At 48.2% G+C, this 24315-nt stretch carries 26 protein-coding genes and 1 pseudogene; 14 read left to right on the plus strand and 13 right to left on the minus strand.

Going from position 1 to position 24315, the window contains the following annotated elements:
* The first annotated feature begins 354 nt into the window (after positions 1 to 354).
* The gene (locus VF724_RS08720; protein WP_371753964.1) at positions 355 to 666 is read left to right on the plus strand and encodes a uracil-DNA glycosylase family protein; all 312 of its coding nucleotides are present in this window, start codon (positions 355 to 357) and stop codon (positions 664 to 666) included.
* A 39-nt stretch (positions 667 to 705) separates the two neighbouring features.
* Here VF724_RS08720 and VF724_RS08725 read toward each other — a convergent pair whose 3' ends face one another.
* Together VF724_RS08725 and VF724_RS08730 are read right to left on the minus strand one after the other, a co-directional pair.
* A complete protein-coding gene (locus VF724_RS08725) occupies positions 706 to 912 on the minus strand; it encodes a capping complex subunit for YIEGIA (protein WP_371753854.1) in 207 nt (68 codons plus the stop codon).
* 3 nt (positions 913 to 915) lie between these two features.
* Positions 916 to 1824 (minus strand): YIEGIA family protein, encoded by a 909-nt coding sequence (locus tag VF724_RS08730; RefSeq protein WP_371753855.1) that lies wholly within the window; start codon positions 1822 to 1824, stop codon positions 916 to 918.
* A 205-nt stretch (positions 1825 to 2029) separates the two neighbouring features.
* On the opposite strand from VF724_RS08730, the gene VF724_RS08735 reads away from it, so the two are divergent.
* Positions 2030 to 2242 carry a hypothetical protein gene (locus tag VF724_RS08735; RefSeq protein WP_371753856.1) on the plus strand — a complete coding sequence of 71 codons (213 nt, stop codon included), beginning with the start codon at positions 2030 to 2032 and terminating at the stop codon, positions 2240 to 2242.
* A gap of 240 nt (positions 2243 to 2482) precedes the next feature.
* Here VF724_RS08735 and ptsP read toward each other — a convergent pair whose 3' ends face one another.
* The 6 genes from ptsP to VF724_RS08765 are packed head-to-tail and all read right to left on the minus strand — an operon-like array spanning position 2483 to position 8145.
* Positions 2483 to 4216 carry a phosphoenolpyruvate--protein phosphotransferase gene (gene ptsP, locus VF724_RS08740; protein WP_371753857.1) on the minus strand — a complete coding sequence of 578 codons (1734 nt, stop codon included), beginning with the start codon at positions 4214 to 4216 and terminating at the stop codon, positions 2483 to 2485.
* A gap of 2 nt (positions 4217 to 4218) precedes the next feature.
* Entirely contained in the window at positions 4219 to 4488 is a 270-nt protein-coding gene (locus VF724_RS08745; protein ID WP_371753858.1) for an HPr family phosphocarrier protein, read from the minus strand.
* Between the two features lie 35 nt (positions 4489 to 4523).
* On the minus strand, positions 4524 to 4973 hold the full coding sequence (locus VF724_RS08750; RefSeq protein WP_371753859.1) for a PTS sugar transporter subunit IIA: 450 nt from the start codon (positions 4971 to 4973) through the stop codon (positions 4524 to 4526).
* Between the two features lie 34 nt (positions 4974 to 5007).
* On the minus strand, positions 5008 to 6381 hold the full coding sequence (locus VF724_RS08755; protein ID WP_371753860.1) for a PTS fructose transporter subunit IIC: 1374 nt from the start codon (positions 6379 to 6381) through the stop codon (positions 5008 to 5010).
* A gap of 15 nt (positions 6382 to 6396) precedes the next feature.
* Positions 6397 to 7347: a 1-phosphofructokinase gene (pfkB, locus tag VF724_RS08760; protein ID WP_371753861.1), complete on the minus strand. Its 951-nt coding sequence runs from the start codon at positions 7345 to 7347 to the stop codon at positions 6397 to 6399.
* Positions 7348 to 7350: 3 nt separating this feature from the next.
* Entirely contained in the window at positions 7351 to 8145 is a 795-nt protein-coding gene (locus VF724_RS08765) for a DeoR/GlpR family DNA-binding transcription regulator (protein ID WP_371753862.1), read from the minus strand.
* A gap of 230 nt (positions 8146 to 8375) precedes the next feature.
* On the opposite strand from VF724_RS08765, the gene VF724_RS08770 reads away from it, so the two are divergent.
* From VF724_RS08770 to VF724_RS08795, 6 genes are all read left to right on the plus strand, one after another.
* On the plus strand, positions 8376 to 10538 hold the full coding sequence (locus VF724_RS08770) for a PAS domain-containing sensor histidine kinase (RefSeq protein ID WP_371753863.1): 2163 nt from the start codon (positions 8376 to 8378) through the stop codon (positions 10536 to 10538).
* 106 nt (positions 10539 to 10644) lie between these two features.
* Positions 10645 to 11373 carry a (Fe-S)-binding protein gene (locus VF724_RS08775; protein ID WP_371753864.1) on the plus strand — a complete coding sequence of 243 codons (729 nt, stop codon included), beginning with the start codon at positions 10645 to 10647 and terminating at the stop codon, positions 11371 to 11373.
* Positions 11370 to 12782: a LutB/LldF family L-lactate oxidation iron-sulfur protein gene (locus tag VF724_RS08780; RefSeq protein WP_371753865.1), complete on the plus strand. Its 1413-nt coding sequence runs from the start codon at positions 11370 to 11372 to the stop codon at positions 12780 to 12782. Before VF724_RS08775 ends, VF724_RS08780 begins: the two co-directional genes overlap by 4 nt.
* 2 nt (positions 12783 to 12784) lie before the next feature.
* Complete coding sequence (locus tag VF724_RS08785; RefSeq protein ID WP_371753866.1) at positions 12785 to 13483, plus strand: LutC/YkgG family protein; 699 nt, start codon at positions 12785 to 12787, stop codon at positions 13481 to 13483.
* 66 nt (positions 13484 to 13549) lie between these two features.
* Positions 13550 to 13837 carry a putative quinol monooxygenase gene (locus tag VF724_RS08790; RefSeq protein WP_371753867.1) on the plus strand — a complete coding sequence of 96 codons (288 nt, stop codon included), beginning with the start codon at positions 13550 to 13552 and terminating at the stop codon, positions 13835 to 13837.
* A 242-nt stretch (positions 13838 to 14079) separates the two neighbouring features.
* Entirely contained in the window at positions 14080 to 14235 is a 156-nt protein-coding gene (locus VF724_RS08795; protein ID WP_371753868.1) for a hypothetical protein, read from the plus strand.
* A gap of 43 nt (positions 14236 to 14278) precedes the next feature.
* Here VF724_RS08795 and VF724_RS08800 read toward each other — a convergent pair whose 3' ends face one another.
* Complete coding sequence (locus tag VF724_RS08800; RefSeq protein ID WP_371753869.1) at positions 14279 to 14497, minus strand: hypothetical protein; 219 nt, start codon at positions 14495 to 14497, stop codon at positions 14279 to 14281.
* A gap of 77 nt (positions 14498 to 14574) precedes the next feature.
* Here VF724_RS08800 and VF724_RS08805 point away from each other — a divergent pair, with 77 nt between their 5' ends.
* The 4 genes and pseudogenes from VF724_RS08805 to htpG all read left to right on the plus strand — a co-directional run bounded on the left by VF724_RS08805 (position 14575) and on the right by htpG (position 19703).
* Positions 14575 to 15111: a PAS domain S-box protein gene (locus VF724_RS08805; protein WP_371753870.1), complete on the plus strand. Its 537-nt coding sequence runs from the start codon at positions 14575 to 14577 to the stop codon at positions 15109 to 15111.
* On the plus strand, positions 15050 to 16606 hold the full coding sequence (locus tag VF724_RS08810; RefSeq protein ID WP_371753871.1) for an ABC-F family ATP-binding cassette domain-containing protein: 1557 nt from the start codon (positions 15050 to 15052) through the stop codon (positions 16604 to 16606). The genes VF724_RS08805 and VF724_RS08810 overlap by 62 nt, the downstream gene beginning before the upstream one ends.
* A gap of 30 nt (positions 16607 to 16636) precedes the next feature.
* A pseudogene (locus tag VF724_RS08815) lies at positions 16637 to 17664 on the plus strand (MFS transporter).
* Positions 17665 to 17822: 158 nt separating this feature from the next.
* Positions 17823 to 19703 (plus strand): molecular chaperone HtpG, encoded by a 1881-nt coding sequence (gene htpG, locus VF724_RS08820; protein WP_371753872.1) that lies wholly within the window; start codon positions 17823 to 17825, stop codon positions 19701 to 19703.
* Positions 19704 to 19864: 161 nt separating this feature from the next.
* Here htpG and VF724_RS08825 read toward each other — a convergent pair whose 3' ends face one another.
* The 4 genes from VF724_RS08825 to VF724_RS21530 form a co-directional block, all read right to left on the minus strand.
* On the minus strand, positions 19865 to 20461 hold the full coding sequence (locus VF724_RS08825) for a type 1 glutamine amidotransferase domain-containing protein (protein ID WP_371753873.1): 597 nt from the start codon (positions 20459 to 20461) through the stop codon (positions 19865 to 19867).
* A 272-nt stretch (positions 20462 to 20733) separates the two neighbouring features.
* Positions 20734 to 21303, minus strand: coding sequence for a hypothetical protein (locus VF724_RS08830; protein WP_371753874.1), 570 nt, complete (start codon positions 21301 to 21303; stop codon positions 20734 to 20736).
* A gap of 163 nt (positions 21304 to 21466) precedes the next feature.
* Positions 21467 to 21649: a hypothetical protein gene (locus VF724_RS08835; protein ID WP_371753875.1), complete on the minus strand. Its 183-nt coding sequence runs from the start codon at positions 21647 to 21649 to the stop codon at positions 21467 to 21469.
* Positions 21646 to 22053: a hypothetical protein gene (locus tag VF724_RS21530; RefSeq protein WP_442788060.1), complete on the minus strand. Its 408-nt coding sequence runs from the start codon at positions 22051 to 22053 to the stop codon at positions 21646 to 21648. The genes VF724_RS08835 and VF724_RS21530 overlap by 4 nt, the downstream gene beginning before the upstream one ends.
* Positions 22054 to 22101: 48 nt before the next feature.
* On the opposite strand from VF724_RS21530, the gene VF724_RS08845 reads away from it, so the two are divergent.
* Both VF724_RS08845 and VF724_RS08850 read left to right on the plus strand, forming a co-directional pair.
* Positions 22102 to 22368: a hypothetical protein gene (locus VF724_RS08845; RefSeq protein WP_371753876.1), complete on the plus strand. Its 267-nt coding sequence runs from the start codon at positions 22102 to 22104 to the stop codon at positions 22366 to 22368.
* 269 nt (positions 22369 to 22637) lie between these two features.
* Positions 22638 to 24254 carry an ABC transporter substrate-binding protein gene (locus VF724_RS08850; protein WP_371753877.1) on the plus strand — a complete coding sequence of 539 codons (1617 nt, stop codon included), beginning with the start codon at positions 22638 to 22640 and terminating at the stop codon, positions 24252 to 24254.
* The last annotated feature ends 61 nt before the right edge of the window (positions 24255 to 24315 follow it).

Genomic DNA, 24315 nt, shown 5'->3' on the forward strand with positions numbered 1-24315 from the left:
GTTCGGCGGATTCAAGCAATCCGGCATCGGCAGGGAATACGGGGAAGAGGGCTTGCTGGCTTATACGGAAAAGCATGTGATCAACATCCCCGATATGCTGGATCTGCCTTATATTCCGGAATGATACGTTTGATTTGGACTTAGCTGTATAGTTGTTACAAGCCGGCTCACAATGTGGGTTGGCTTTTTTTACATGTGGAAAAAAGTTTATCATGGGAATGAAGATCTATGGGGCTGGGGGGTATCTTCTGTAGAGACCTGGCGTTCGCCTTTGAAACCGGGAAAATACCCTAATTTCTAATCCCATTTCTTGGTTTCAAGAGCGACGGAAGAAGATACCCCCCATCCGGTGTAATTTGGGGTAAAGGGAACCCGAACGCTCCGATTTTGATGATTCCGGATAACCCGGGAGCATGGGAGGATCGGCAGGAAAATGTGTTCCTGTGCGGTACGCGCGAGACGCTCCGGCGCGGCATGAGGGAAGCGGGCACTTATTTGCTGAAATGCAGGCCGATCCGCGCCTATAACAAGCCAGCGGCCAGAGAGGCATGCGCTTCGCATCTGCATCTGCAAATCCAAGAGAAGCAGCCGCTTTTGCTGTTTGGATTCGGCGATGTCGTTGCGGAAACGTTATTCCCTTGGCGGTGGAAGATCTCATGTCGCTGACGGCGCGATGGAAAGGAGCCGACTCCTGACATGTATTCATCAAACCCGCACGACAAGATAATCCCCATTCTTCATTTGTACCACATCGGCTTTCATGGCCTTGGCTATATCCTGCGTCATTGCTTTTTGCTCTTCTTCATTCTCCGCTAACAAGGAAAGCTGCTTGCCCCCCATCACCCGTTTCTCTTTCAGAGTAATAATAGCCAGTATTTCATATGCAGGTTTTTCAGAGGCTTCCCGTCCCATAAATTACTCCTTTCCCGTCAAGTTCGTTTTCATGACGGCGTGACTTTTTTTGACACTTTCCAGAAGGGGTGTCTTTTTGACTGCTTCAATCAGTTTATCGGGATCACGAACAATAGGGACTAACGTGATGACAATTCTTCCCTTCTCAAAATCCTTGCGAGTGAAGTGGTATCTCTTTACGCCTAATGCTCTAGTCGCTTCAAATAAGGCTGCTTGCCGCTGGCCATAGTGATCCAGTGTAATCCGGAAATGCTCTTCACGAGGGTAGATGACAACGGCTAGTCCTTCTTGCTCAAACAGGGTTTGGGCGTTTTCCGTTCCTAACAGATTCGAAACATAGATCCCGTCAACAAATAGTTCCGAGCCTTGTATCTCTACCTTCCCTTCCTCAACATCCGCAATATCTCCGATGGTTTTTCCTTTCGAAAACCGTTTAAGCACGAAAAGCACAATCAGCCCGACGGCGGTCCCGCCGACGACATCCACCCACAATTCAGCCTTTATTATTTGCATGGTTAACGCCGTTGCAAAAGAAACAATTAAAGCAAAGTAATTTCTTGCCTCAAAGGTTTTGGCTATCCCATCGACATAAGCATCGCCACGGTATGCATACTCCGTATTTTCAAGATTTTTGAGGCTCTCGCGCTCCATTTTCCGAACATCCCGAAATTGTTGTATGGCTATAGCTAGGAAAGTCACGGCAATGAAATTTTTTGTCATCAGCGCTGGGATGGCAACAGCCCCTAAAGCGGCTGCAACAAATCCGGTCAATAGATGAATCATGTAGCCATTCGGATAGCTTGGATATTGCCGAAAATCCTCTTTAAGCGAAAGTAAACGGGCTAAAGTGCCCACGATAACAGCTGTCGCAATCATTACTATAAAATCGGTGGAAAGGATTTCACTTTTCATGAATTACACTCCTGAAATACACTCTTGAATTCGTTTGGCAAGCTGCTTATTCCTATCCAGTATTCCCTAATTAAAGCGTTTGAAAAACTTAGAATCACTTCTGGCCTTCAGCTTATACACTTCTTGTACACCTCGTTGAAAAGGCGCTTTAAAGATTCTGAAGTGCTTTTGTCTCTTGGGAGGAAAAAGCCGGGATCTTGGAGATATGATTCAAATGGCCTGTTGGATAAAAGTTTCTTTCTTGGGCAAACTGACCTTGGAAAGGCGGTTTAAAACGATGCCGCAAAAACGCAAAGAAAATACTCAACCATCTATAGCGCCAGGTATGAATGCTCATGATGATCTTGAGAAAAAAGCGACCGAGGAGGAGATCGCTCCGGTTACCCGGTTGTATTTAGATCGGACGCCAAATGATTAAGGTTAATAATCCGGTGTTGAGGCGTATGCATTTTGCGGAATGATCTTTTTTTTGTACGTCAATTTAATTAGGCGTCAAATAGCGTTGACATCGGGATGTTTTATAGCGCATTACGCCTCCAAAAGCCGCTGATCCGTGTAAGGGCCGCAGCAGAAATAAACGCCCGATTCAGCGATGGGATGTAAGAACATGTTCCCTTGTTATTGAATCGGACGTTTTCTTTGTTCGATGCTTTCTTTGTTAGGACATGAACACTTTCAGCTTCTCCCGGATGTCTTGGGCTGTCGAACCATTCAGCAGCTGCTGGGCAAATTCCTCGCAATCCTTGCGATTCAGCTTCGCTATGACCGACTTCATGCGGTTGAGCGCCGCGCTTTCCATGCTACATTCGTCCAGCCCGAAGCCAACAAGCACGGGCGCGGCGAGCGGATCGCCGGCCATGTCCCCGCACATGCCGACCCGTTTGCCCTCGGCATGTGCGGCGCGAATCAAAGTTTGGATGGAACGCAGCACGGACGGATGAAAATAATCGTACAAATATGCCACCTTTTCGTTCATCCGGTCTACGGCAAGCGTGTATTGCGTCAAATCGTTTGTGCCAATGCTGAAAAAGTCCACTTCTTTGGCAAACAGATCGGCAATCTGGATGACAGACGGAATTTCTGCCATAATGCCGACTTGAATCGTTCGGTCATAATCGATGCATTCGGCTTCCAATTCATGGCCTATATCCGCAACGACAGCCCTTGCTTGCCTCCATTCCTCGATGGAAGAAATCATCGGGAACATTATCCTTAGCTTGCCGTATGCGCTGGCGCGCATAATTGCGCGAAGCTGCGTTCTCAGCACCTCCGGTTGGTTCAGCCCGATCCGGATTGCCCGATAGCCGAGAAACGGATTGGCCTCATTCTCCAGAGACAAATACGGCAATTTCTTATCGCCGCCGACATCAAGAGTACGGATGACGACGGGCTTGCCGTCCCACATCGAGGCGATTTCTTTGTACACTTCAAATTGCTCTTGCTCCGACGGCATCTTGGTTGCGTTCATGTACATAAACTCGGTGCGGAATAGCCCGACTCCTTCGGCGCCGCCATCAACGGCTTGATGGGAATCCTGCACGGAGCTGATATTGGCGGCAAGCTCGAATGTCGCACCGTCCACCGTACGAGCCGGCAATCGCCGGAACGCCTCCAGCTTGCCGGACTCCGCGATTAAAGTTCGTTTTTTCGCACGATACGTCTCCATCGTCGCTTCCTCAGGGTGAACGATGCATATTCCCGCTTCGCCATCGATAATGATAGGAACCCCGTGCGGAATCTTCTTGATCGCAGGGCCTACGCCGACGATCGCCGGAATGCCCATTGATCGCGCCAATATCGAGGTATGTGACGTTTTCCCGCCAATTTGCGTGACGAATCCGAGAATACTCTGCGGATTGATTTCCATCGTATCGGACGGACTGATATCGTGGGCGATTAGAATAGCGCCTTCTTTCATGGCGCTGAGTGTTTGGCGCTCCTTGCCTTGCAGCGCGTCGAGCATCCGCCCCCCGATATCGCGAATATCCTGCGCCCGTTCTTTCATATAATCTTTGTCCATACTCTCGAACAGCTTGACGAATTTCTCCATTACCCGCAGCGCTGCCGCTTCCGCAGTCAGGCGATGTTTGCGGATCACCGTTTCCATATCTCCGGTAAAGACCGGATCATTTAGCAGCCCTTGATGGCCGATGATAATGCCCTTCTGCTTGTCGTCCAAACGATCCTGGTTCCGCTCCAATATCGCCTGCAGATCGCCCATTACCAGCGCTTTGGCAGCAGCCAGTTTCGCAAGCTCCTCATCGATTTGCGTTTCGGGAACGGCAGCTTCCCGGTCCACAACCCGTTCATCCGGATGAAGCCCGTAATGAAACGAAGTTCCGATTTGAATACCCGATGATGCCGCTATCCCGGTTATGATCCGTTCGTTCATGCTCATTCTCCGAACCCGCTCTCGATCATGGCGATCAGTTCGGCAACAGCCTGCGCTTCATCCGGGCCTTCGGCGGATATCGTCACGGCTGTGCCTTTGCCGATCCCGAGCGACATTAAATTCAGAATGCTTTTCGGATTGATTTTGTCGTCCTCGCTTGAAACCGTAAGCGTGATTTCGCTTTCAAATTTATTCGCCAATTCTGTAAACATTTGAGCAGGTCTAAGGTGAAAGCCTTGCTCATTTCGTATGGCAGTCGTTTGGGTAATCATATCTCTCCACTCCCTGACGCTTTCTAAAAATGTCGTTAAAACTGCAGCAACTGCAAAATATCTTCGGCCGATCCGGCATTCTGCAACTGTTCCCGGAACGATTCGTGAACGAGCTTCCTGGAAATCAATGTCAATATTTTCAGATGCTCCTGTCCCGCTTGTTGCTGCGGTACCCCGATGAGGAATGCCATCGTGACAGGCTTGTTATCGAGAGAGTTCCATTCCACCGGCTGCGCAAATTTGGCGAACGCGAGTCCAGGTTTGCTTACCGCTGCTGATTTTCCGTGCGGAATCGCCACGCCGAAGCCGATGCCGGTCGAGCCTGTCGCTTCCCGGACGAATACGTCGCTGACGAAAAGAGCGGGTTCAGTCACATGTCCCGATTGTGTGAACATCGCCGACATTTGTTCGATAGCCTCGCGTTTGCTTCCCGCCTGAAGGTGAAGACAAATCGTTTCTTTACTGATTATATCGCTGATGTTCAACGAAAAACTCACTCCTTAATCGTGCATCCCTTGGTTATGCTTTGTTTTTCTTTAAAAAATTAACCATAATTGCCGTAACTACCATACCAACGACGATAGATACCGTATACATGAACAAATTCCCAACCGCATGCGGAATCGGCAGAACGAAGATGCCGCCATGCGGAACCTGCAGCGTTGCGCCGAAAGCCATCGAGAGCGCGCCTGTAATCGCGGAACCGACCATAATGCTTGGAATGACGCGCAGCGGATCAGCCGCAGCGAACGGGATGGCTCCCTCTGTAATGAAAGATATGCCCAGAATCGATGCCGCTTTGCCCGCTTCCTTTTCTTCCTTCGTATATTTCTTCGGACTAAGCAAGGTCGCCAGGAACAAGCCGAGCGGAGGCGTCATGCCGGCCGCCATCACCGCCGCCATAGGACCATATATGTTGCTGGCCAGCAAGCCGACAGCGAACGTATATGCCGTTTTATTGACGGGACCGCCCATGTCGAATGCCATCATCGCGCCGAGAATCAAGCCCAGGAATACGGCATTGGTCGAGCTCATGCCTTTCAGCCAAGCGGCTAACACATCCATAATCGTTTTTATCGGCGACCCGATGACATATTGCATCATGAGCCCGACAAATAAAGTCGACAGCAGCGGAATAATCAGGATCGGCTTCAAGCCCTCGAAATTTTTCGGAAGCTTGATCGACTTTCTGAGCCAGAGTGCCACGTAACCGGCCAGGAAGCCGGCGATAATGCCGCCCAAAAATCCCGCGCCGATCTTCGAAGCCATCATTCCGCCTACGAGACCAGGAGCCAAACCGACGCGATCGGCGATGGAGAAGGCGATGAAGCCGGACAGAATGGGAACCATGAGAGCGAATGCCGAGCCGCCCCCGATATCCATAAGCGCAGCGGCAAAAGAGCCCGGTTCCTTAAATGCCAGAATGCCAAAAGTGAACGACAAGGCGATAATCAAACCGCCGGCCACAACCAGCGGAAGCATATTCGATACGCCGGTCATCAGGTGCTTGTAGAAACCGGAACGCTGCGCGCTGCGCTGTTCTTTCACCTGCTGAACCTGCTGCATATAGTCCGACTTGCTTGCCGGTTGCTTGGCGAGAGCTTCCTGAAGCAGACGATCCGGGTTTTTAATTGCCTCGGAGACCCCGACCTTCACGACGGGCTTGCCGGCAAAGCGGGATTCTTGGACATCCGTGTCGGCTGCAATAATTATCGCATGCGCTTCGCGGATTTCCTGCTCGCTCAGTTCGTCTTCAATCCCGATCGCGCCGCGTTTTTCGACTTTGAAATCAAGCCTTTGCTCAGCGGCAGCCTTCTCCAGCGATTCGGCGGCCATGTACGTATGGGCAATTCCGGTAGGGCAAGCTGTTACCGCCAATATTTTTTTCCCCATTTGAGAAATCCTCCCTTATTTATTGTTTGATATCGGTTGAACCGATACCAGATGGACGTGCTCCAATACTTCGGACAAACTGCAGACCTGAGTGCCTTCCTTTGAAGCTGTCAGCGTTCCCGCCGCGGACGTAATCGCAGCCGTTTCCTTCAGCGATTTGCCGTTCAGCATGCAGTAGATCAGGGCCGCAACCATCGAGTCCCCCGCTCCTACGGAGCTTTTTATCGTGATCGGGAATGGCCTGACGCGGAACGTCTCCGTTTCGTTGATGGCGATCGATCCCTTCTCGCCCATCGACACCAGAATGAGAGAAACTCCGTTTGCAATCATTTCTCTTCCGGCCGCAACAATCTCCTCGTCGGACTTAAGCGATTTGCCGCTCCACTGCTCCAACTCATGGATGTTCGGCTTAAGCGCATACGGCCCAGCGGAAACCCCTTGCTTGAGCGCATCCCCGTCAGCATCGAGCACTGTAATGATGTTGCTGTTCTTTGCAGCCCGAATGAGTTCCGCATAGACGGAAGCCGGAACGCCGGGCGGAAGACTTCCGGCGAGCACCAGATGGGTTGCACCTTTCAGGTTGTCTCGTATTCTATCCATGACGGCCTGCAGATCCCGGGGACTGATTTCCGCCCCCGGCTCGTTAATTTCCGTCGTCGTTTTTGCGGAAGCGTCAACAATTTTTAAATTCGTGCGTGTCCGCCCTGCTACTTGCAAGAAGTCGACGGTTAGCCCCGTAGTCCGCAAAAGCTTCGCAAGCTCGTTCCCTTCATCCCCGCCATACAGCCCCGCAGCAACGACCGGAAGCTGAAAGTCGTGAAGCAGCTTGGCAACGTTAATCCCTTTGCCGCCGGGATCGAGGCGGACTTGCCGAGCTCGGTTCAAGCTACCTATCCGGAGCTCGTCGAGTACGATCGTTTTGTCTAAAGACGGGTTAAATGTAACGGTTAACACAGTTGGTTTCATTTCTCATCCATTCCTATCGGGCTCCGCGTCGATAATGGTTATGCCGTTATCGACGAGATTTTTTCTGTCTTCTTCATGAATGCCTGTATCCGTTATGCAAATGTCGATATCCGCCAAATCGGCAAATTTGGCGAAGCTGGACTTGCCGAATTTGGATGAATCGGTGACCAGGATGACTTCCCGCGCGCAAGCGATCATTTTCCGCTTGATTTCGGCTTCCGCCATGTTCGGCGTCGTCAATCCGATCTGATGGTCAACCCCATTGGTCGCGATAAAGCATTTGTCTACGCGAATTCGGCTCAAGCAAAGCTCGGTGAACATTCCGACCATCGATTGCGTAGAAGAACGGAAAGTGCCGCCGAGAAAAATGATTTCAATTCCCGGGTGATGATCCAAGTAAGCCGTCGAGATGACGGCATTCGTAACGACGGTCAAATGACTGAAAGCTTTCAACTCCTGCAGTACATAGAAGGTTGTGGTTCCGGAATCGAGCAAAATTGTATCGCCGTTTTTGACCAGCTCCGCCGCTTTTTTGGCGATCGCTTTCTTCTCGGCTTGCGCTTGAATCTCCTTTTCTATAAAGCTGGGCTCGACGTTTACGTTTTGTTTGACGGCTATTTTGTTCGAGACGGCCCCGCCATGCGTTCTTTTCAGCAGGTTGGCGTTTTCCAGTTCCCTTAAATCTCTGCGGATCGTGGATTCGGACACTTCCATCAATTTGCTTAATTGAATGACGTCTACACGTTCTTCTTGTTCAATTTTCTCAAGAATGAAGCTTTTCCGTTCTTCAACAAACATATCGCATTCTCACCTCCCAGCTTTCAATTATCACCATTTTACTGTGAATGAATTTGATTGTTTATGCTCAAATATGATTATATACAATTTGTAATCGCTGTCAATATCATAAACGATCATGTTCGGTCAAAAATAAGCCCTCGGTGGTTGGACTGGGAGGAAAAGCGGCACAAAACCCGAACTAGTTTATATTATGGGCTGAAGAATATAATGTAGAAGGAGACCCTACGATGAATGAAGTTCTTATTCTGGAAAGTCTTGCAGACGGTTATTATGAAATCGATATGAATGGCAGGTTTACGTTTTTGAATCATTCATTATGTGCCATTCTTGGATATTCCAAAGATGAATTGATTGGAATGAAATTTATAAATCTCATGGATCAACGAATGGCGAATAAAATAGATTCCACCTTAAATAGAGTTTATCATTCTAATGAGCCTGTCAAATCAGTAGAGTGGGAGTATGTTCGAAAAGACGGCTCTAAAAGATTCGCTGAGGGTTCAATATCTGTTGTCAAGAATAATGAAGGGCATTCGATCGGTTTTCGGGGGATTATTCGAGATGTTACTGAACGAAAGAGGGCGGGAAAGGAACTTTTAGACACTAAGGTAAAACTGGAATCTTTTATCAATAACAGTTCAGACGCTATTGTTATCGTTGATTTGGAAGGGAATACCGTTCAAGTTAACCCTGCTTTCGAAAAAATGTTTGGTTGGAACGAGCAAGAGGTAATTGGCCGATTAGTGCCTATTGTTCCCGACGATTTGATAGAAGAGGCGACGGAGATTTTTACGAAGGTGTTTTCGGGGGCAGGTATTACGGAGCATGATACAATTCGAAAAAGAAAAGACGGGAGTCTGATTCACGTAAGCGTGATGGTCTCGCTTATAAAAGACGGACAGGGAAATGTTATTGCCACTGCCGGTATTTTAAGGGATATCACTGAGAGGAAAACAATGGAAAAGGCCATTCGGGAAAGTGAGGAAAAATACCGTCTTATAGCAGAAAATACGTCGGATTTAATTGCTATTGTAGGAGTAGACAGAAAACTGAAGTATGCTTCTCCGTCGCATCAAATGATTTTAGGGTTTTCACCGGAGTCATTGCCGCTCAACTTGCTTTATCCTGAAGACATTCAAGTCGTGCATAAAGTTTTCTCAGAAATAATTCAAACCCGAAAACCGTGTCAGTTTGAATTTCGCTATCAACATAAGGATGGCCATTGGGTTGATCTTGAGACGTTTGGTACGCCTGTGATCGGTGAAAATGGAGATGTGGAAAGTATTGTCCTCGTTTCTCGTGATGTAACCAAGCGCAGGGAGGCCCAACAACAATTAAGAGAGAGTGAGGAACGATATCGATCACTCTTTGAACATAATCCTGATATGGTTTTTTCACTCGATCCCAATGGAAATTTCATTAGTGTAAATACATCCGGTTTCAGGATTTCAGGATATCCGGTTGAAGAACTTTATCAAAAGTCGTTTATATCTCTGGTAGTTACAAAAGATGCAAGGAGAATATCGCAATATTTAAAGAGGGCAATTCAAGGACAACCGCAGAATTATGAAACTGCTATTTTTCACAAGAATAGGGGGAGTATTGACCTTTCAGTTACAAATATCCCTATTACCGTAGAAAATAAAATCGTGGGTATTTATGGAATTGCAAAGGATATTACCGAATTAAAAAGGACGGAGGATTTGCTGCGGAAATCGGAAAAGCTGGCTGTTGTAGGTCAATTGGCAGCAGGAGTCGCTCATGAGATCCGCAATCCATTAACGGCTATACGAGGATTTGTTCAAATTCTGAAGTCTAAGCTGTGTGAACATAAAGAATATTTTACTATCATGCTAACCGAGTTGGATCGTATTGAGCTCATCATTAGTGAATTTCTTGTACTTGCCAAACCTCAGGTTGTAAAGTTTGAACAAAGAGATCTTCGGAATATCTTGGAAGATATTATTAGGCTGCTTGGTACCCAGGCTATCATGAATAATGTTCAATTTTTGACTGAGATCGAGGATGAAATTCCTTCTATCCAATGTGCGGCAAACCATTTAAAACAAGTGTTCATCAACGTTCTAAAAAATGCAATTGATGCAATGCCGAACGGGGGGGAAATTCTAATTCAAGCAAAGATGAAAGATTCTCACAAACTGTTGATTCGTTTTGCTGACCAGGGATGTGGAATTTCGGAGGAACGGTTGCCAAGGTTGGGAGAACCTTTTTATACCACCAAAGAAAAAGGCACCGGATTAGGGTTGATGATCAGTTATAAAATTATTGAAGATCATGCGGGGAGTATGATCATTTCGAGTGAGGTAAATAAAGGGACCACCGTTGATATCATTTTGCCTATCTCGAATAAGTTTGGTGCTGACGACTAGATATCAAGATATATTGGGATAGGTATAGAGTATGATAAAATAAGTGAAGACATAACGAGATCAGCTTCGGGAAACAATCAAATTTTACTTAAGGGGAATCGCAGCTATGAAGGTTTCATTATTTATCACCTGTCTATCGGATATTTTTTTCCCCGAAGTCGGGAAATCTGTTGTGGAAATTTTGGAAAGGCACGGAGTGGAGGTGGATTTTCCCGAAGGGCAAACCTGCTGCGGGCAGCCTGCCTATAACAGCGGGTATGTCAAGGATGCCAAGAAGGCAGCCAAACAGCTTATTCAGGCATTCAGCCACAGCGATTATGTCGTAGCGCCGTCCGGCTCCTGTGTCTCGATGGTGCGCCACTACTATAAAGAGATGTTCAAGGATGAAGAGGAATGGGTTGCGAAAGCCGACCGTTTATCTCAAATAACATATGAGTTCACGGAATTCCTTGTCAACGTCTTAGGGATTACCGATGCGGGAGCGGAGCTTCACGGGGTGGCGACCTATCATCAATCGTGCCATATGAGCCGGGGATTGGGGGTCCGGAATGAGCCGATGCAGCTGTTGTCCGAAGTGAAAGGACTGGAAGTGAAGGAGCTGCCCTACCGTCAAGACTGCTGCGGATTTGGCGGCACGTTTGCCGCGAAAATGAGCGAAATCTCCGAAAAAATGGTCGATGAGAAAATCAAAAACATCGAGTCCACCGGAGCCGAAGTGCTGATCGGAGCGGATATGGGATGCCTGATGAATATCGGCGGCCGTTTGCGCAGACAGGGAAAAGAGATTGAAGTCATGCATATATCTGAGGTTTTGGCAAAGGGGAAACGGAAATGAGCGGGGACAGCAAAGCATTTTTTGAACGCGTCGAGCAAGCGCTGGATGATTCTCAGCTGCAGAAAGCCATCCCTTTTACACAGGACCGTCTTCGTTCGGGGCGAATGGCCGCGGTGGAAGTGCTCGGGAATGTGGAGGAATGGAGAGATCTGGCTTCGCTAATTCGCATGCATACGATCGAAAATCTGGACAGCTATTTGGAGCAGCTTGCGGAGAATGTGCGCAAGAACGGAGGGCATGTTCATTTTGCCCCCAAGGCTGAAGATGCTGTGGATTATGTGATCCGGGTCGCCAAACAAAAAGCGGCCAAGAAAGTCATTAAATCCAAATCGATGGTGTCGGAGGAGATTCATCTCAACAAGCATTTGGAAGAAGCGGGTCTGGCAGTGGTCGAATCCGATCTGGGCGAATACATCATTCAATTGGCGGGTGAGACGCCCTCCCACTTGATTGCTCCGGCTATTCACAAAACCAGAGGGCAGGTCGCCGAGCTTTTCTCGAAGGTGGCAAAGCGGGAGCTTTCCGAGGAAACCGAGGAGCTGTGCCAATTTGCAAGAGATCAGCTGCGCCAGGAGTTTCTGGAAGCGGATATCGGCATCTCCGGCTGCAACTTTGCGGTTGCCGAGTCGGGCTCCGTCGTCTTGATCAGCAACGAGGGAAATGCCCGCTTAACGACAACCCTTCCCAAAGTGCATATTGCCATCATGGGGATGGAGCGGCTTGTCCCTACCTGGAATGAGCTGGATATGGCCGTATCCATGCTGACGCGGAGCGCTACAGGGCAGAAAATATCGGTTTATATGACCGGGATCAACGGACCGCGCCGGAAAGGGGATCTTGACGGCCCTGAAGAATTTCATTTGATCATTCTGGATAATGGCAGATCCGACATATTGGGCAGTGCTTATCAGGAAATCTTGAAATGCATTCGCTGCGGGGCTTGCGTAAACGTATGTCCGATTTACCGCAATATTGGCGGACATGCTTATGGCGGCGTATACAGCGGGCCGATCGGAGCCGTGCTTTCCCCATTATTGGAAGGATACGAAAAGACCAAGGAGCTTCCCTTTGCATCAAGTCTCTGCGGCGCCTGCTCGGAGGTGTGCCCGGTCAAAATCCCGCTGCATGATTTGCTGCTGGAGCATCGCAAGGTCGAGGCGGAAAAAGGCTATACTCCAATGACCGAAAAGCTCGCCTTTAAAGCGTTCGGCTTTACCGCGGAGCATCCTGCCGTATATGAAAAGGCGGTTAAGCTTTCCCGCCCGGGAACGGGATTATGGGCCAAGGACGGATACATTTCCAAAGCACCGGGACTCCTGTCAGGCTGGACCGATGTCAGAGACCTTCCGCAGCCGGCCAAGCAATCGTTCCGCGAGTGGTGGAAGACTCACAAGAAAGAAGGAAATTAAACATGGATGCGCAAAAAACACAGGAAGCCTTTCTTGACCATATTGCAAACAAGCTGGGACGTCCCCGCCGCCATGGCGTAACGCCTCCAGTCTGGCCCAACAAGCCGTATGCGCATCTCTATCAAGGGCTCGGCCGGGAGGATTTGGTCCAGCAATTTATTGCAAATTTGGCTGCCTTGAATCAGACGGAGGTTGACCGGATACCGAAATCCGAACTGGGCAGGGTGCTGCATAAAGCAACCGCCAAATTTGCCGCCCGTTCCGTGCTGTCCTGGGAGGATGAGCGGTTTTATTCCTTACAGCTTGAGCAGTGCTTGAAAGAAACGGGTGTGGTGCACCGGGTTTGGCGCCCGACGGAGGATGAACAGGAGCTTCGGGCATACGCTGCCCAAGCGGATATGGGGATCGCCTTTGCGGAAATGGGCTTGGCTGAGACCGGCACGGTGGTTTTGTGGAATGGCGGCGGCCGCGGGCGGTTGGTCAGTCTGCTGCCTCCCGTATTTGTCGCTGTTTTGCGGGAAGCCGATATCCACCCTCGTTTAACGCAAGCGGTTGCCCATGTTCATCGGCAGGTGGAGCGCGGCTTGCCGGCCTGCATCAATTTCATTACAGGCCCCAGCCGGACGGGCGATATTGAAATGGATCTCGCCTTTGGCGTTCACGGTCCTGGCAAAGTTCATATCATCTTGCTAACCGACTGACGACACAAAAGAGCGGGACCGAGGCTGCCATCTCTTATCTTATTTAAATTTTAGGAGGTAATGAGCATGATCGTATTATTGGCCAAATATTATTGCAAGCCCGGCAACGGAGATCAAGTGCAGGCGTATTTGCAGGAAGTCAAGCCTCTGGTGGAAGCGTCGGAGCCTGGCTGCAAGCTGTATCACGTCAGCCGCTCCAACGATAATCCAGATTTATTTATCATCTACGAGCACTATGTTGATCAAGCCGCGCTGGAGGCGCACAGAGAAACTCCGCACTTTATTGCGATTATTGAAGGTAAGATTATTCCTTTGCTGGAACGCCGTGAACGGGAGCTGTCGACGCTGATTTAGGCTTGAACGAAAATTTGCGACGGGAAAAGCTTGATGGTGATCGTCCGTTGCATGATTGGGCATGTAAGAAGACTTACATAGCTCTGGCTAATATGATGACCGCCGCCGCGACTGAGATTTGATGCGTATCGCAATAAAAAAAGCCGACCGCCCTGAAAAGTCAAATGCCTAAATCCGCAATTGTTGGTTGGATAAATGTTCCTTTCTTGGGCAAACTGACTCAGGAAAGGCGGTGTACAAAAATGCCGGAAAAACGTAAAGAAAAAACTCAACCATCTATAGCGCCAGGTATGAGTACTCATGATGATCTTGAGAAAAAAGCGACCGAGGAGGAGATCGCTTCCAATGACTCGACCTCCGTTACCCGGTTGTATTTGGATCGGACGCCGAATGATTAAGGCGTCCATTTTTTGTTTCGGATAAGACAAGAATTCCTTATGCTTAAACCTGGGCGGATTCGAATTTGGTGACCTCCTGCAGCAGTTTTTCCGACATACCCGCTATGCATGTCGAGCTTTCCGCGACTTGATTTACAATTTCAAATTGTTGGTTTGCGGCTCTGGCGACTTCCTCCGAATTTTCAGCAGCCTGCTCGATAATCGCCGAAATTTCGATCACGCTGTCCTTGATTTGCATCGAGCCGGTTTTTAAGCGTTTCACTCGTTCGTGACGAACAGGGAACACCGCTGTATTTCATTGCCCAATTCCAAGATATTTCGGAACGCAAAACCTCAAAAATGTTAATGAAAGAAAATCAGCAGCGTTACGAATCGCTGTTTGAAAATCATCCCGATCCCGTTTTGCTGCTTTCGCGCGAAGCAGAAATTTTGAATATGAACGATGCCGGCGAAAAGATCACCGGCTATACAAAAGATGAACTGCTTCCATTCAAATCGAATCTGCTGCATGAGGATCAAGAGCTGTATCGCCGGCACTTCCATCAAGCTTTAAAGGGAGAATCTCAAGAGTTTGAAAGCATCATTCGGTATAAGGCCGGACAAGCCATTTTATTAAGAATTACTCTTGTCCCGATCATGGTGGATAAAGAAATCATCGGGGTTTATTGTATTGCCAAAGATATCAGCGAGTATCGAAAAATGCAAAGATCCCTGCTTGAAAGCATTTTGAATTTGTTGAGTTATAGTAGGAGAGTGGTTTATTATAAAAGAAGTGTGCAAGTAAAGAAAAAGAACGGGGAAAAGGTGCGGAATCATGAGTATATTAGCTGTCAAAAATTTAAGCCACGGATTTGGCGATCGCGCGATTTTCAATGACATTTCCTTTCGATTGCTCAAAGGCGAGCATATCGGCCTGATCGGCGCCAACGGCGAGGGAAAATCGACTTTTATGAATATCATTACCGGCAAGCTGGAGCCGGATGGCGGCAAGATCGAATGGTCCAAAAACGTCAGGATCGGCTATCTCGATCAGCATACGGTATTGGAGAGAGGTTTGTCTATCCGCGATGTGCTGAAGAGCGCTTTTCAATATTTGTTGGACCTGGAAGCTGAAATGAATGAGATCTGCAGCCGGATGGGCGATGCTGACCCGAATCAATTGGAAAAGCTGCTGGAGGATCTGGGCGTCATCCAAGACCAGCTCACCAACAGCGATTTCTATACATTGGATGCCAAGGTGGAGGAAATCGCTAGGGGTCTGGGGCTGCATGAGATCGGCCTTGACCGGGATGTGCAGGACTTAAGCGGCGGTCAGCGCACCAAGGTGCTGCTGGCCAAGCTTCTGCTGGAAAAGCCGGATATGCTTCTGTTGGACGAGCCCACGAACTATCTGGATGAGCAGCACATCGAATGGCTGAAAAGATACCTGCTGGAATATGAGAATGCCTTTATTCTGATTTCCCATGATATTCCTTTCCTGAACAGTGTCGTCAATCTGATATATCATATGGAAAATCAGGAACTGAACCGATATGTCGGCGACTATGACAATTTCCTGCAGGTCCATGAAATGAAAAAACAGCAGCTGGAGTCCGCCTATAAAAGGCAGCAGCAGGAAATCGACGAATTGAAGGACTTCGTCGCCCGCAACAAAGCACGGGTATCCACCCGCAATATGGCCATGTCCCGGCAGAAAAAGCTCGATAAAATGGAAGTGATCGAACTGGCCAAGGAAAAGCCGAAGCCTACCTTTGATTTTAAAGAAGCGAGAGCCTCGGGTAAAATGATTTTTGAAACGTCCAATCTGGTGATCGGATACGATGAGCCCCTGTCAAGACCTTTGGATCTGAGGATGGAACGCGGACAGAAAATCGCCTTGACCGGAGCGAACGGGATCGGCAAAACGACGCTGCTCAAAAGCATTCTTGGCGAGATCAAGTCCGTTTCGGGAACGGTGGAGCTTGGCGATTACCTGTATATCGGGTATTTTGAGCAAGAAATCAAAGGGGCCAACTTTAAGACCTGCATCGAGGAAGTATGGGAAGCCTTTCCTTCGTTCACACAATTTGAGGTGCGCGCCGCGCTGGCCAGATGCGGCTTGACGACCAAGCATATCGAGAGCAAAATCGAAGTGCTGAGCGGCGGGGAAAAAGCGAAGGTTCGCTTATGCAAGCTGATCAATAAGGAAACGAACCTGCTGGTGCTGGACGAGCCTACAAATCACCTGGATGTGGACGCCAAAGAGGAATTGAAGCGCGCGCTGAAGGAATACAAAGGAAGCATCCTGCTGATCAGCCATGAGCCTGAATTTTACCGGGATGTGGTGACCGAGATCTGGAATTGCGAAACCTGGACAACGAAAGTGTTTTAGTCGCAGGGCAGAAAGGATCAGTGATTTGCCGTGGAAACCTGGAAACGCAATTTATGGCTGCTCTGGTTCGGCAGTCTGATTACCTCCGCGAGTTATACGATGGTGATTCCCTTTCTGCCTCTGTTCCTGATTCAGATTGGCGTGCATCAGCATGAGGAACTGTGGTCGGGCCTGCTGTTCAGCAGCGCGTTTCTGGCGGGGGCGATTGCCTCGCCCTTTTGGGGGGCCATGGGAGACAAGTACGGCAGAAAACCGATGATTGGGCGCGCTGGCCTTGTTTTGTTTGTCACCTACTGCCGCTTCTGGATTATCGGGTGGCTTTCGCAAGCGCCGGAGTTATGGTGCTGTCGGCGACATTGCTGGTGATTTTCTGGGTGACGGAACAGAAATTCGCTCCGCGGACTGAGCGGGGCGGCGTCATCCAGTCGTTAAAAATAGCCGGACGCAACCGGATGTTTTTAAGTGTGCTGCTTATCACCCTGTTAGCCCAGTTTTCCGTCATGACCATTGAGCCTGTTTTGCCTCTGTACATCGTGGAAATCGGAGGCTCGGTCAAGGACGCCTCGCTCCTGTCGGGCATTATTTTCTCGCTGCTTGGGATCGCCAGCATTCTGTTTGCCCCGAGATGGGGGAATCTGGCGGATCGAATCGGTTTTCGCAAAGTTTTGATCATCGGGCTGCTTTTCGGGGGACTCGGCAATATAGCGCAAATTCTTTTTCACAGCATCTGGGGCTTCTCGATTGTCCGGTTTATCTACGGCGCGTTCTTTTGCGCCGTATTTCCGGCTATAAACGGACTTGTCGTACAGTCCACGCCTAGCGAATTTCGCGGGCGTGCCTTCGGAATCAACCAGACTGCCAATCAAATCGGAGGCATGCTGGGACCGATTGCGGGCGGCTTGATCAGCGGTGTCTTTTCCATTCACAGCATATTTTGGATCACCGGATTTATTTTGCTGTTCGCGATGGTTGTCGCTTTTCAATCCTATTCCAAAGACGATTTTGCAAACCCTTCGAAAAACAATCCGGCAAAGACGACCGCAGCGGGTGAATCCTGACAGCCGACATGGCAATCCGTATGCGTGTGTAATCGCAGCAGCTTGACATCAAAAATCAGGATGTGTTATATAAAAAATAGATTTAGCACTCGCTTGAACAAAGTGCTAGCAACCGGCTATCTTATTTATATTCATTGAATTGAAAGGAGACACGATTCATGGCAAAAAAACAGTTTAAAGCAGAATCGAAAAGATTGCTGGAAATGATGATCAACTCCATTTACACGCAGAAGGAAATCTTCCTGAGGGAGCTTATTTCGAATGCCAGCGATGCGATTGACAAAATCTATTACAAGGCCTTGACCGACGATCGGCTGGTATTTAACAAGGAAGATTATTACATCAAAATTACAGCGGACAAAGCCGCTCGAACCTTGACGATCAGCGATACGGGAATCGGGATGACGAAAGACGAGCTTGAGAATAACCTGGGGGTGATCGCTCAGAGCGGCTCCTTCGCATTCAAGAAAGAGAATGAATTGAAGGACGGGCACAACATTATCGGCCAATTCGGGGTGGGATTCTATTCCGCCTTCATGGTGGCGGATGTGGTTACGGTCATCAGCCGGGCTTTGGGCAGCGAAGAAGCCTTCAAGTGGGAATCCAAGGGGGCGGACGGCTACACGATTGAGCCTGCAGAGAAGGAAACTGTCGGGACCGAGATCATATTGAAAATCAAAGAGAATACCGAAGATGAACGGTTCGATGAGTTTTTGGAGGAGTACCGATTAAAGGCGATTATCAAAAAATACTCCGACTTTATCCGCTATCCGATCAAGATGAATGTGACGGGGCATCGGCCGAAGGAAGGCGCCGACAATGAATTCGAGGAATATACGGAGGAGCAAACCGTCAACAGCATGGTCCCGATCTGGCGGAAGAACAAGAGCGAGCTGACTCAAGAGGATTATGACAATTTTTACTTTGAGAAGCGCTACGGCTTCGACAAGCCGCTGAAGCATATCCATATCAGCGCCGACGGGGCGGTGGTGTATCATGCCATCTTGTTTATCCCGGAGAGCACCCCGTTCGACTATTACACCAAGGAATATGAAAAAGGGTTGGAGCTTTACTCCAACGGCGTGCTGATCATGAACAAGAGCCCGGAGCTGCTCCCCGACTATTTCAGCTTTGTCAAAGGGATGGTCGATTCCGAGGATTTATCGCTGAATATTTCCCGGGAGATGCTGCAGCACGACCGCCAGCTGAAGCTGATCGCCAAAAATATCAAGAACAAAATCAAGGCCCAATTGCAAAGCATGCTGAAGGATGAAAGAGAGAAATACGAGCAGTTTTATAAATCCTTCGGCCGACAGCTGAAATACGGGGTTTACAGCGATTACGGCGCGCATAAAGAAGACTTGCAGGATCTTTTGATGTTCTATTCCTCCAAAGAGAAGAAGCTCGTCACCCTGGAGGAATACGTATCGAGAATGCCCGAGGATCAGAAGTACATTTACTATGCAACCGGGGAATCGATCGAGCGGATCGAGAAGCTTCCGCAGACCGAGCTGGTCTCCGACAAGGGGTATGAGATTCTGTACTTCACCGAGGATATCGATGAGTTCGCGATCAAGATGCTCATGACCTATAAAGAGAAGGAATTCAAATCGGTATCAAGCGCCGACCTGGGGATCGAACCGGATGCCGGCGACAAACCGTCCGACGCTGAAGAGAGCGGGAACAAGGAGCTCTTTGAAGCGATGAAAAGCATCCTGGCTGACAAAGTCAAAAGCGTCAAGGCGTCCAAGCGGCTGAAAAGCCATCCGGTATGCTTGTCTGCGGAGGGTGAGGTCACAATCGAAATGGAAAAAGTCCTCAAGGCCATGCCGAACAACCAGGATATAAAGGCGGACAAGGTCTTGGAGATCAACGTCAATCACGAGGTGTTCCAATCCTTGAAGGACGCTTATGCCAGGGATAAAGAGAAGCTGAAGCTGTATACGAATCTGCTGTATAATCAAGCGCTGCTGATCGAAGGACTGCCGATCCAGGATCCGGTGGATTTCACGAACGATATCTGCAAAATTATGGTGTAAGCCGCTTCGCCGGAAAGAGATGAAGAACCCCGCTCTGGTCCCAACCAGGGCGGGGTTCTTGGCGTCCAAAGCCGGCTTGCCCGCAGGGAGCTTGATTGCCTCCGTTCAATCCATGATTGAGCAAGAAACCGATGAAATCCTATTGGGCTAGATGACAAACGTCAGCGCAGACAGGATTCATCTTGATCCGGGTAACGTTGAACTATTTTCCAGATGGGCGATGATGTGGAATGTGTCGAGTTTTCCAGGATACATATAAATTCTTTGACAAAAGCGGGCAGATCCGCCACCATTCTTGCCGATATCATATTGCGATCGACAACCACTTCTTTATCCACCCAAGCAGCCCCGGCATTTTCCAAATCGGTCTTGAGCGATTGGAAAGAGGTCATGGTGTAGCCGTCAACGATCTTGGCGGAAATAAGCACCCAGGGAGCGTGACATATTGCAGCAATCGGTTTTTTCATCCTTTGGAAATCTTTGGCGATTTGAATGACGTGCGGGTAAGTTCTTAATTTGTCCGGGGCCCAGCCCCCGGGAATTAAAAGACCGGCATAATCTTTGGATTTGACTTGTTCGAAAGACAAATTCGTTGTGACGGGGATGCCGTATTTTCCCAGGTAATCCGTTTGGGCTTTTAAACCCGCCAAATCGACTGTAATACCCGCTTCACGCAAACGCAGGATCGGATACCACATTTCCAAATCTTCAAATTCATGTTCAACAAAAATCAATACTTTCCTTCCAGCGATATTCATGAAAAAAATCCCCCAAAATTTCTTCATTTGTTTCCTAACTAGGATATGCGCCTAACCCCTTGTTGGTTGCAGACGTTTACGCATTTTCACCTACCGATACGATATAGCCTAAAAAATCGGTGGTATTTACCAAGGTGAAATAAATACAAAGCAACAAGATCAAACGAGCTACTAAGGGTAGTACCAGCGTAGCTGATACCACCCGCAAACGTATGAAAATTAATAAATAAAGCGCGCCTATGGTTAGGCGCGCCTCAAACCCGATAATACAATTACTTGATCTGATATTTCTTTACCAATTCATCCTTAAACTTTGCTGTCTTCTCGTCTGAATGTATATTTTGTTCAGTTTCATCGAGACTGTATTTTCCCTCAGTAACACCAGCAATTACATTTAAATCTGGGTACGTCAGGTCAGGTTTCAATACGAGGAGATATCTTTTACTTTTCTCCATGGGCTCGTAGCCTTCAATAGCAAATTGCGTTTTGCCCGGTTTAATACCGTTGTCAACAATGTAGAATGGTTCAGCTACTTTAATGATGTCTCCCTGGTTCAGTTGTTTTTTTGCTTTGCTAGCATAGACACCGTCGACTTTAAAACTGGTAATTGTATAAGCTTCCTCAGTCAAGCCGTCAGCGTTTCTAACGACATGGTTTACACTTTCGGCTGGTTTGCCGGAAATAATGAGTTCCGAGCGACTTTCAAGTTCACTTAGAGTATTGTAGCTGACTTTCATTGCATCGATCTCGGCAACTGATGTTTTACTATCAGCGTACATATATCCGCCAATAGATAATGCCAGAGCCACCGAGGTAATAATTATAGTTTTTTTGAATTTCATACTTACGCCTTCCACGTTAAATTCCGTATTTTTGTTTGATGTGGTCTTTATCAGCTGTTTGCACCATATTCTTGGACCAGTCTATTAACAAGTCTCTCATAACTGAAATAGCGTCAGTCCTAGCGGCCGAGTCATAAGGGATCGCATCGGCACTGACGATCGCTCATCCCGTCGGGTTGGAGATGCTGACCGCTTTTTGCGCGAATCGGGACGTGCTTGACCAGGCAAAGGAAGCGGTTTTGCCCGGTTCGACGTACTGCGTCCAATGGTCCGGCCAGTTGTCCGCAGGCGTTGTATCCGTTTCAAAGCTCGGATTTTTTAGCAGGTTGTCTGCTGAGGAAATCATTTTCGTATCGTAGTCCAGGTTGCCGTTGGCGAAATATCTGGCCGCGGAGGTTTGAACATTCGCATCGGTGGACTCAAGTTGATTGTTGTTGGCATCATAACCATACGTGCTTTTGTTGCTGTTGGCGTCGCTTTCTTCAACCAGATTGTTGTTGGTGTCATATTTGTAGTCATAAATATTGTTTTCCGGGTATTGGACTTTGATGACGTTCCCGAATTGTCGATCGCTTTCCAGCTATGGTCCGCCGGGTCCTGATAGAACTTCGGTTCCAAATAGATTTCCTCGGAAAAACTCCCGTCCGGGTTGAGAAAATGGGTGGAATAAGGTGTGCGCTTGCTCGGCATTTCGCCGATCGCAGGCTGAGAAAGCAAAGCAACAATACGGATTAAAGACTGATCTTCCATAATTAGCTTCGTGTTTTACGTATTTCTAAGAAAGGGCTGGTGACGATCATGAAGGAAAGCTTGGCAGCATTACGGGATCTTCAAGAGGCTTTAAGCAAAGAAGCCAAAGACAAAAATATTACGGAACAAGATTTGTTGAACGAATTGAAAGAATACGGGAAGAACTGTGGAAAGAAAGAACTAAAAAAGTTGCACACGATTGATCGTAACTGCAAAGATACATTGAATACATGTAAAGAACGTGAAGACCCTTATTTATTCAGGGTTTTTCACGTTCGAGTAAAGATAATACTACGCTGGTACTACCCCTACTAGGGCTGCTTTATTGCAAAGCAGCCTTTTTAGCGTATGTAGAGAAAGTATCATGTATATTGACACAAAATAAAAGTCGTTATTTTTTGGTGAACGCTTTCATGTTAATTAAATGTTATATATATTGACGCTAATTTAAATAATGATATATAATCTAACACATAAGGCGTCATATTTTTAGTTTTATGTAATATATACTTACATAAAGGAGAGGTGGCAAGGCAGAGGTGCTGTTATTTCGGAAATAAAGAACACCTTAAGGGAGATGGGGGATGGAATCCGTGAAAAAGCTCTTATTCATTGCTTTGGTTGGCGTAATGTCGTTAAGCGGCTTATTGGCGGGCTGCAGTTCCAAACAAACCGCCAGTACGGGCGATAAACCGGCATCGGGAGGAACATTGATTATCGGCATCGAGTCGGAGGCCGATGTGTTGGATCCGCATCGCGCAGGCGGTTGGGTTACTTTCAGGATTAATCGGCAAATCCATGAGTCATTGGTAACCGAGGATTTATCCAAACCGTCGGAGGAAGCGCCTGTTCCTCCTTTGAAGCCGGGATTGGCGGAATCCTGGGAAGTTTCGCCGGATGGACTGAAATACACGTTTAAATTGCGCAAAGGAGTCAAATTCCATGACGGAACCGACTTCAATGCGCAGGCGGTTGAATTCAACGTCCGTCGGGTATGGGATAAAAATTTTGAATATTATGACGCCCGCAGCGCAGGGAACTTAAACGCAACCTTTCAAAATTTGAAGGAGATACATGTTATCGACGATCATACCATTGAATTGATTTTCAGCAAGCCGTTTTCTGAATTTCTCCGCATGCTTGCTCAAGGGGGGATGGGCTCCGGGGGCATTGTCAGTCCGGCTGCGCTGAAAAAATGGGGCAACGATCAATATGCGGAACACCCGGCGGGAACAGGGCCTTTTAAATTCGAGGAACGGGTCCGCGGACAAAAAATCGTGCTGGTCCGCAATGATCAATATTGGGGGCAGAAACCCCATCTGGATAAAGTGATTTTCCGACCGATTCCCGATGCGGCCGCGCGCGTGACCGCTTTGGAAACGGGCGAGGTGGACGTGATCGCCGTTCCGCCGCCAGACAGCGTGGAAAGCTTGAAGTCGAAAGGCTTTAATGTCGTTCAAGGCACTCCGCCGCACGTTTGGTACCTGGCATTTAACTTTAATAACAAGTATATGAAGGATAAACGGGTTCGTCAGGCTGTCATTATGGCGATCAATCGAAAAGGGATGGCCAAGGATTTGTTGAAGGATACGGCAAATCCCGCATACAGCGTCCAATCGCCCGGCAATGAAGCGTTTGATCCGAATTTCGTCGATTATGAGTATAACCCCGAAAAGGCGAAACAGCTGTTGGCGGAAGCGGGTTATCCGAATGGTTTCGAGACGACCTTTCAGACTTCCGTGGACGGTTCGGGACAGCTTATTCCCGTTCCGATGGCAGAGTGGATCCAGCGGGATCTGGCAAAGATCGGGATTAAAGTCAAGATTGAGACCTATGAGTGGATTACCTACATCGGAGTTTGGCTGCAGGGCATGAAACCCGATGTCGGATTCAACCAAATGTCCTGGGGCTTTACGACCCCTTATTGGCTGGAAATCGCGGCTGATTCCAAAAGCGGGACGAATTCGGGCAAATATAACAACCCCAAAGTGGATCAGTTGATCGAACAAGCGATGTCCGAAACCGATGCGAAGAAAGCGATCAGCAATTGGAAAGACGCCAATAAAATCATTTCCGAGGATGCGGCCCTTGCGCCTATCGTGAATGACAAGGCTCCTTACGCCATGGCGAAGTATGTGGATGGATTTATAGCGCCGTCAGAGGAATGGTATGATTTGACCCAAGTTCAGTTGAAAAAGTAATTCAGGTATCAACATGGCAGATTGGAAATTCATTTTCCAATCTGCCATTTATCCAAATAAT

Source organism: Ferviditalea candida (assembly GCF_035282765.1).
Lineage (GTDB): Bacteria > Bacillota > Bacilli > Paenibacillales > KCTC-25726 > Ferviditalea > Ferviditalea candida.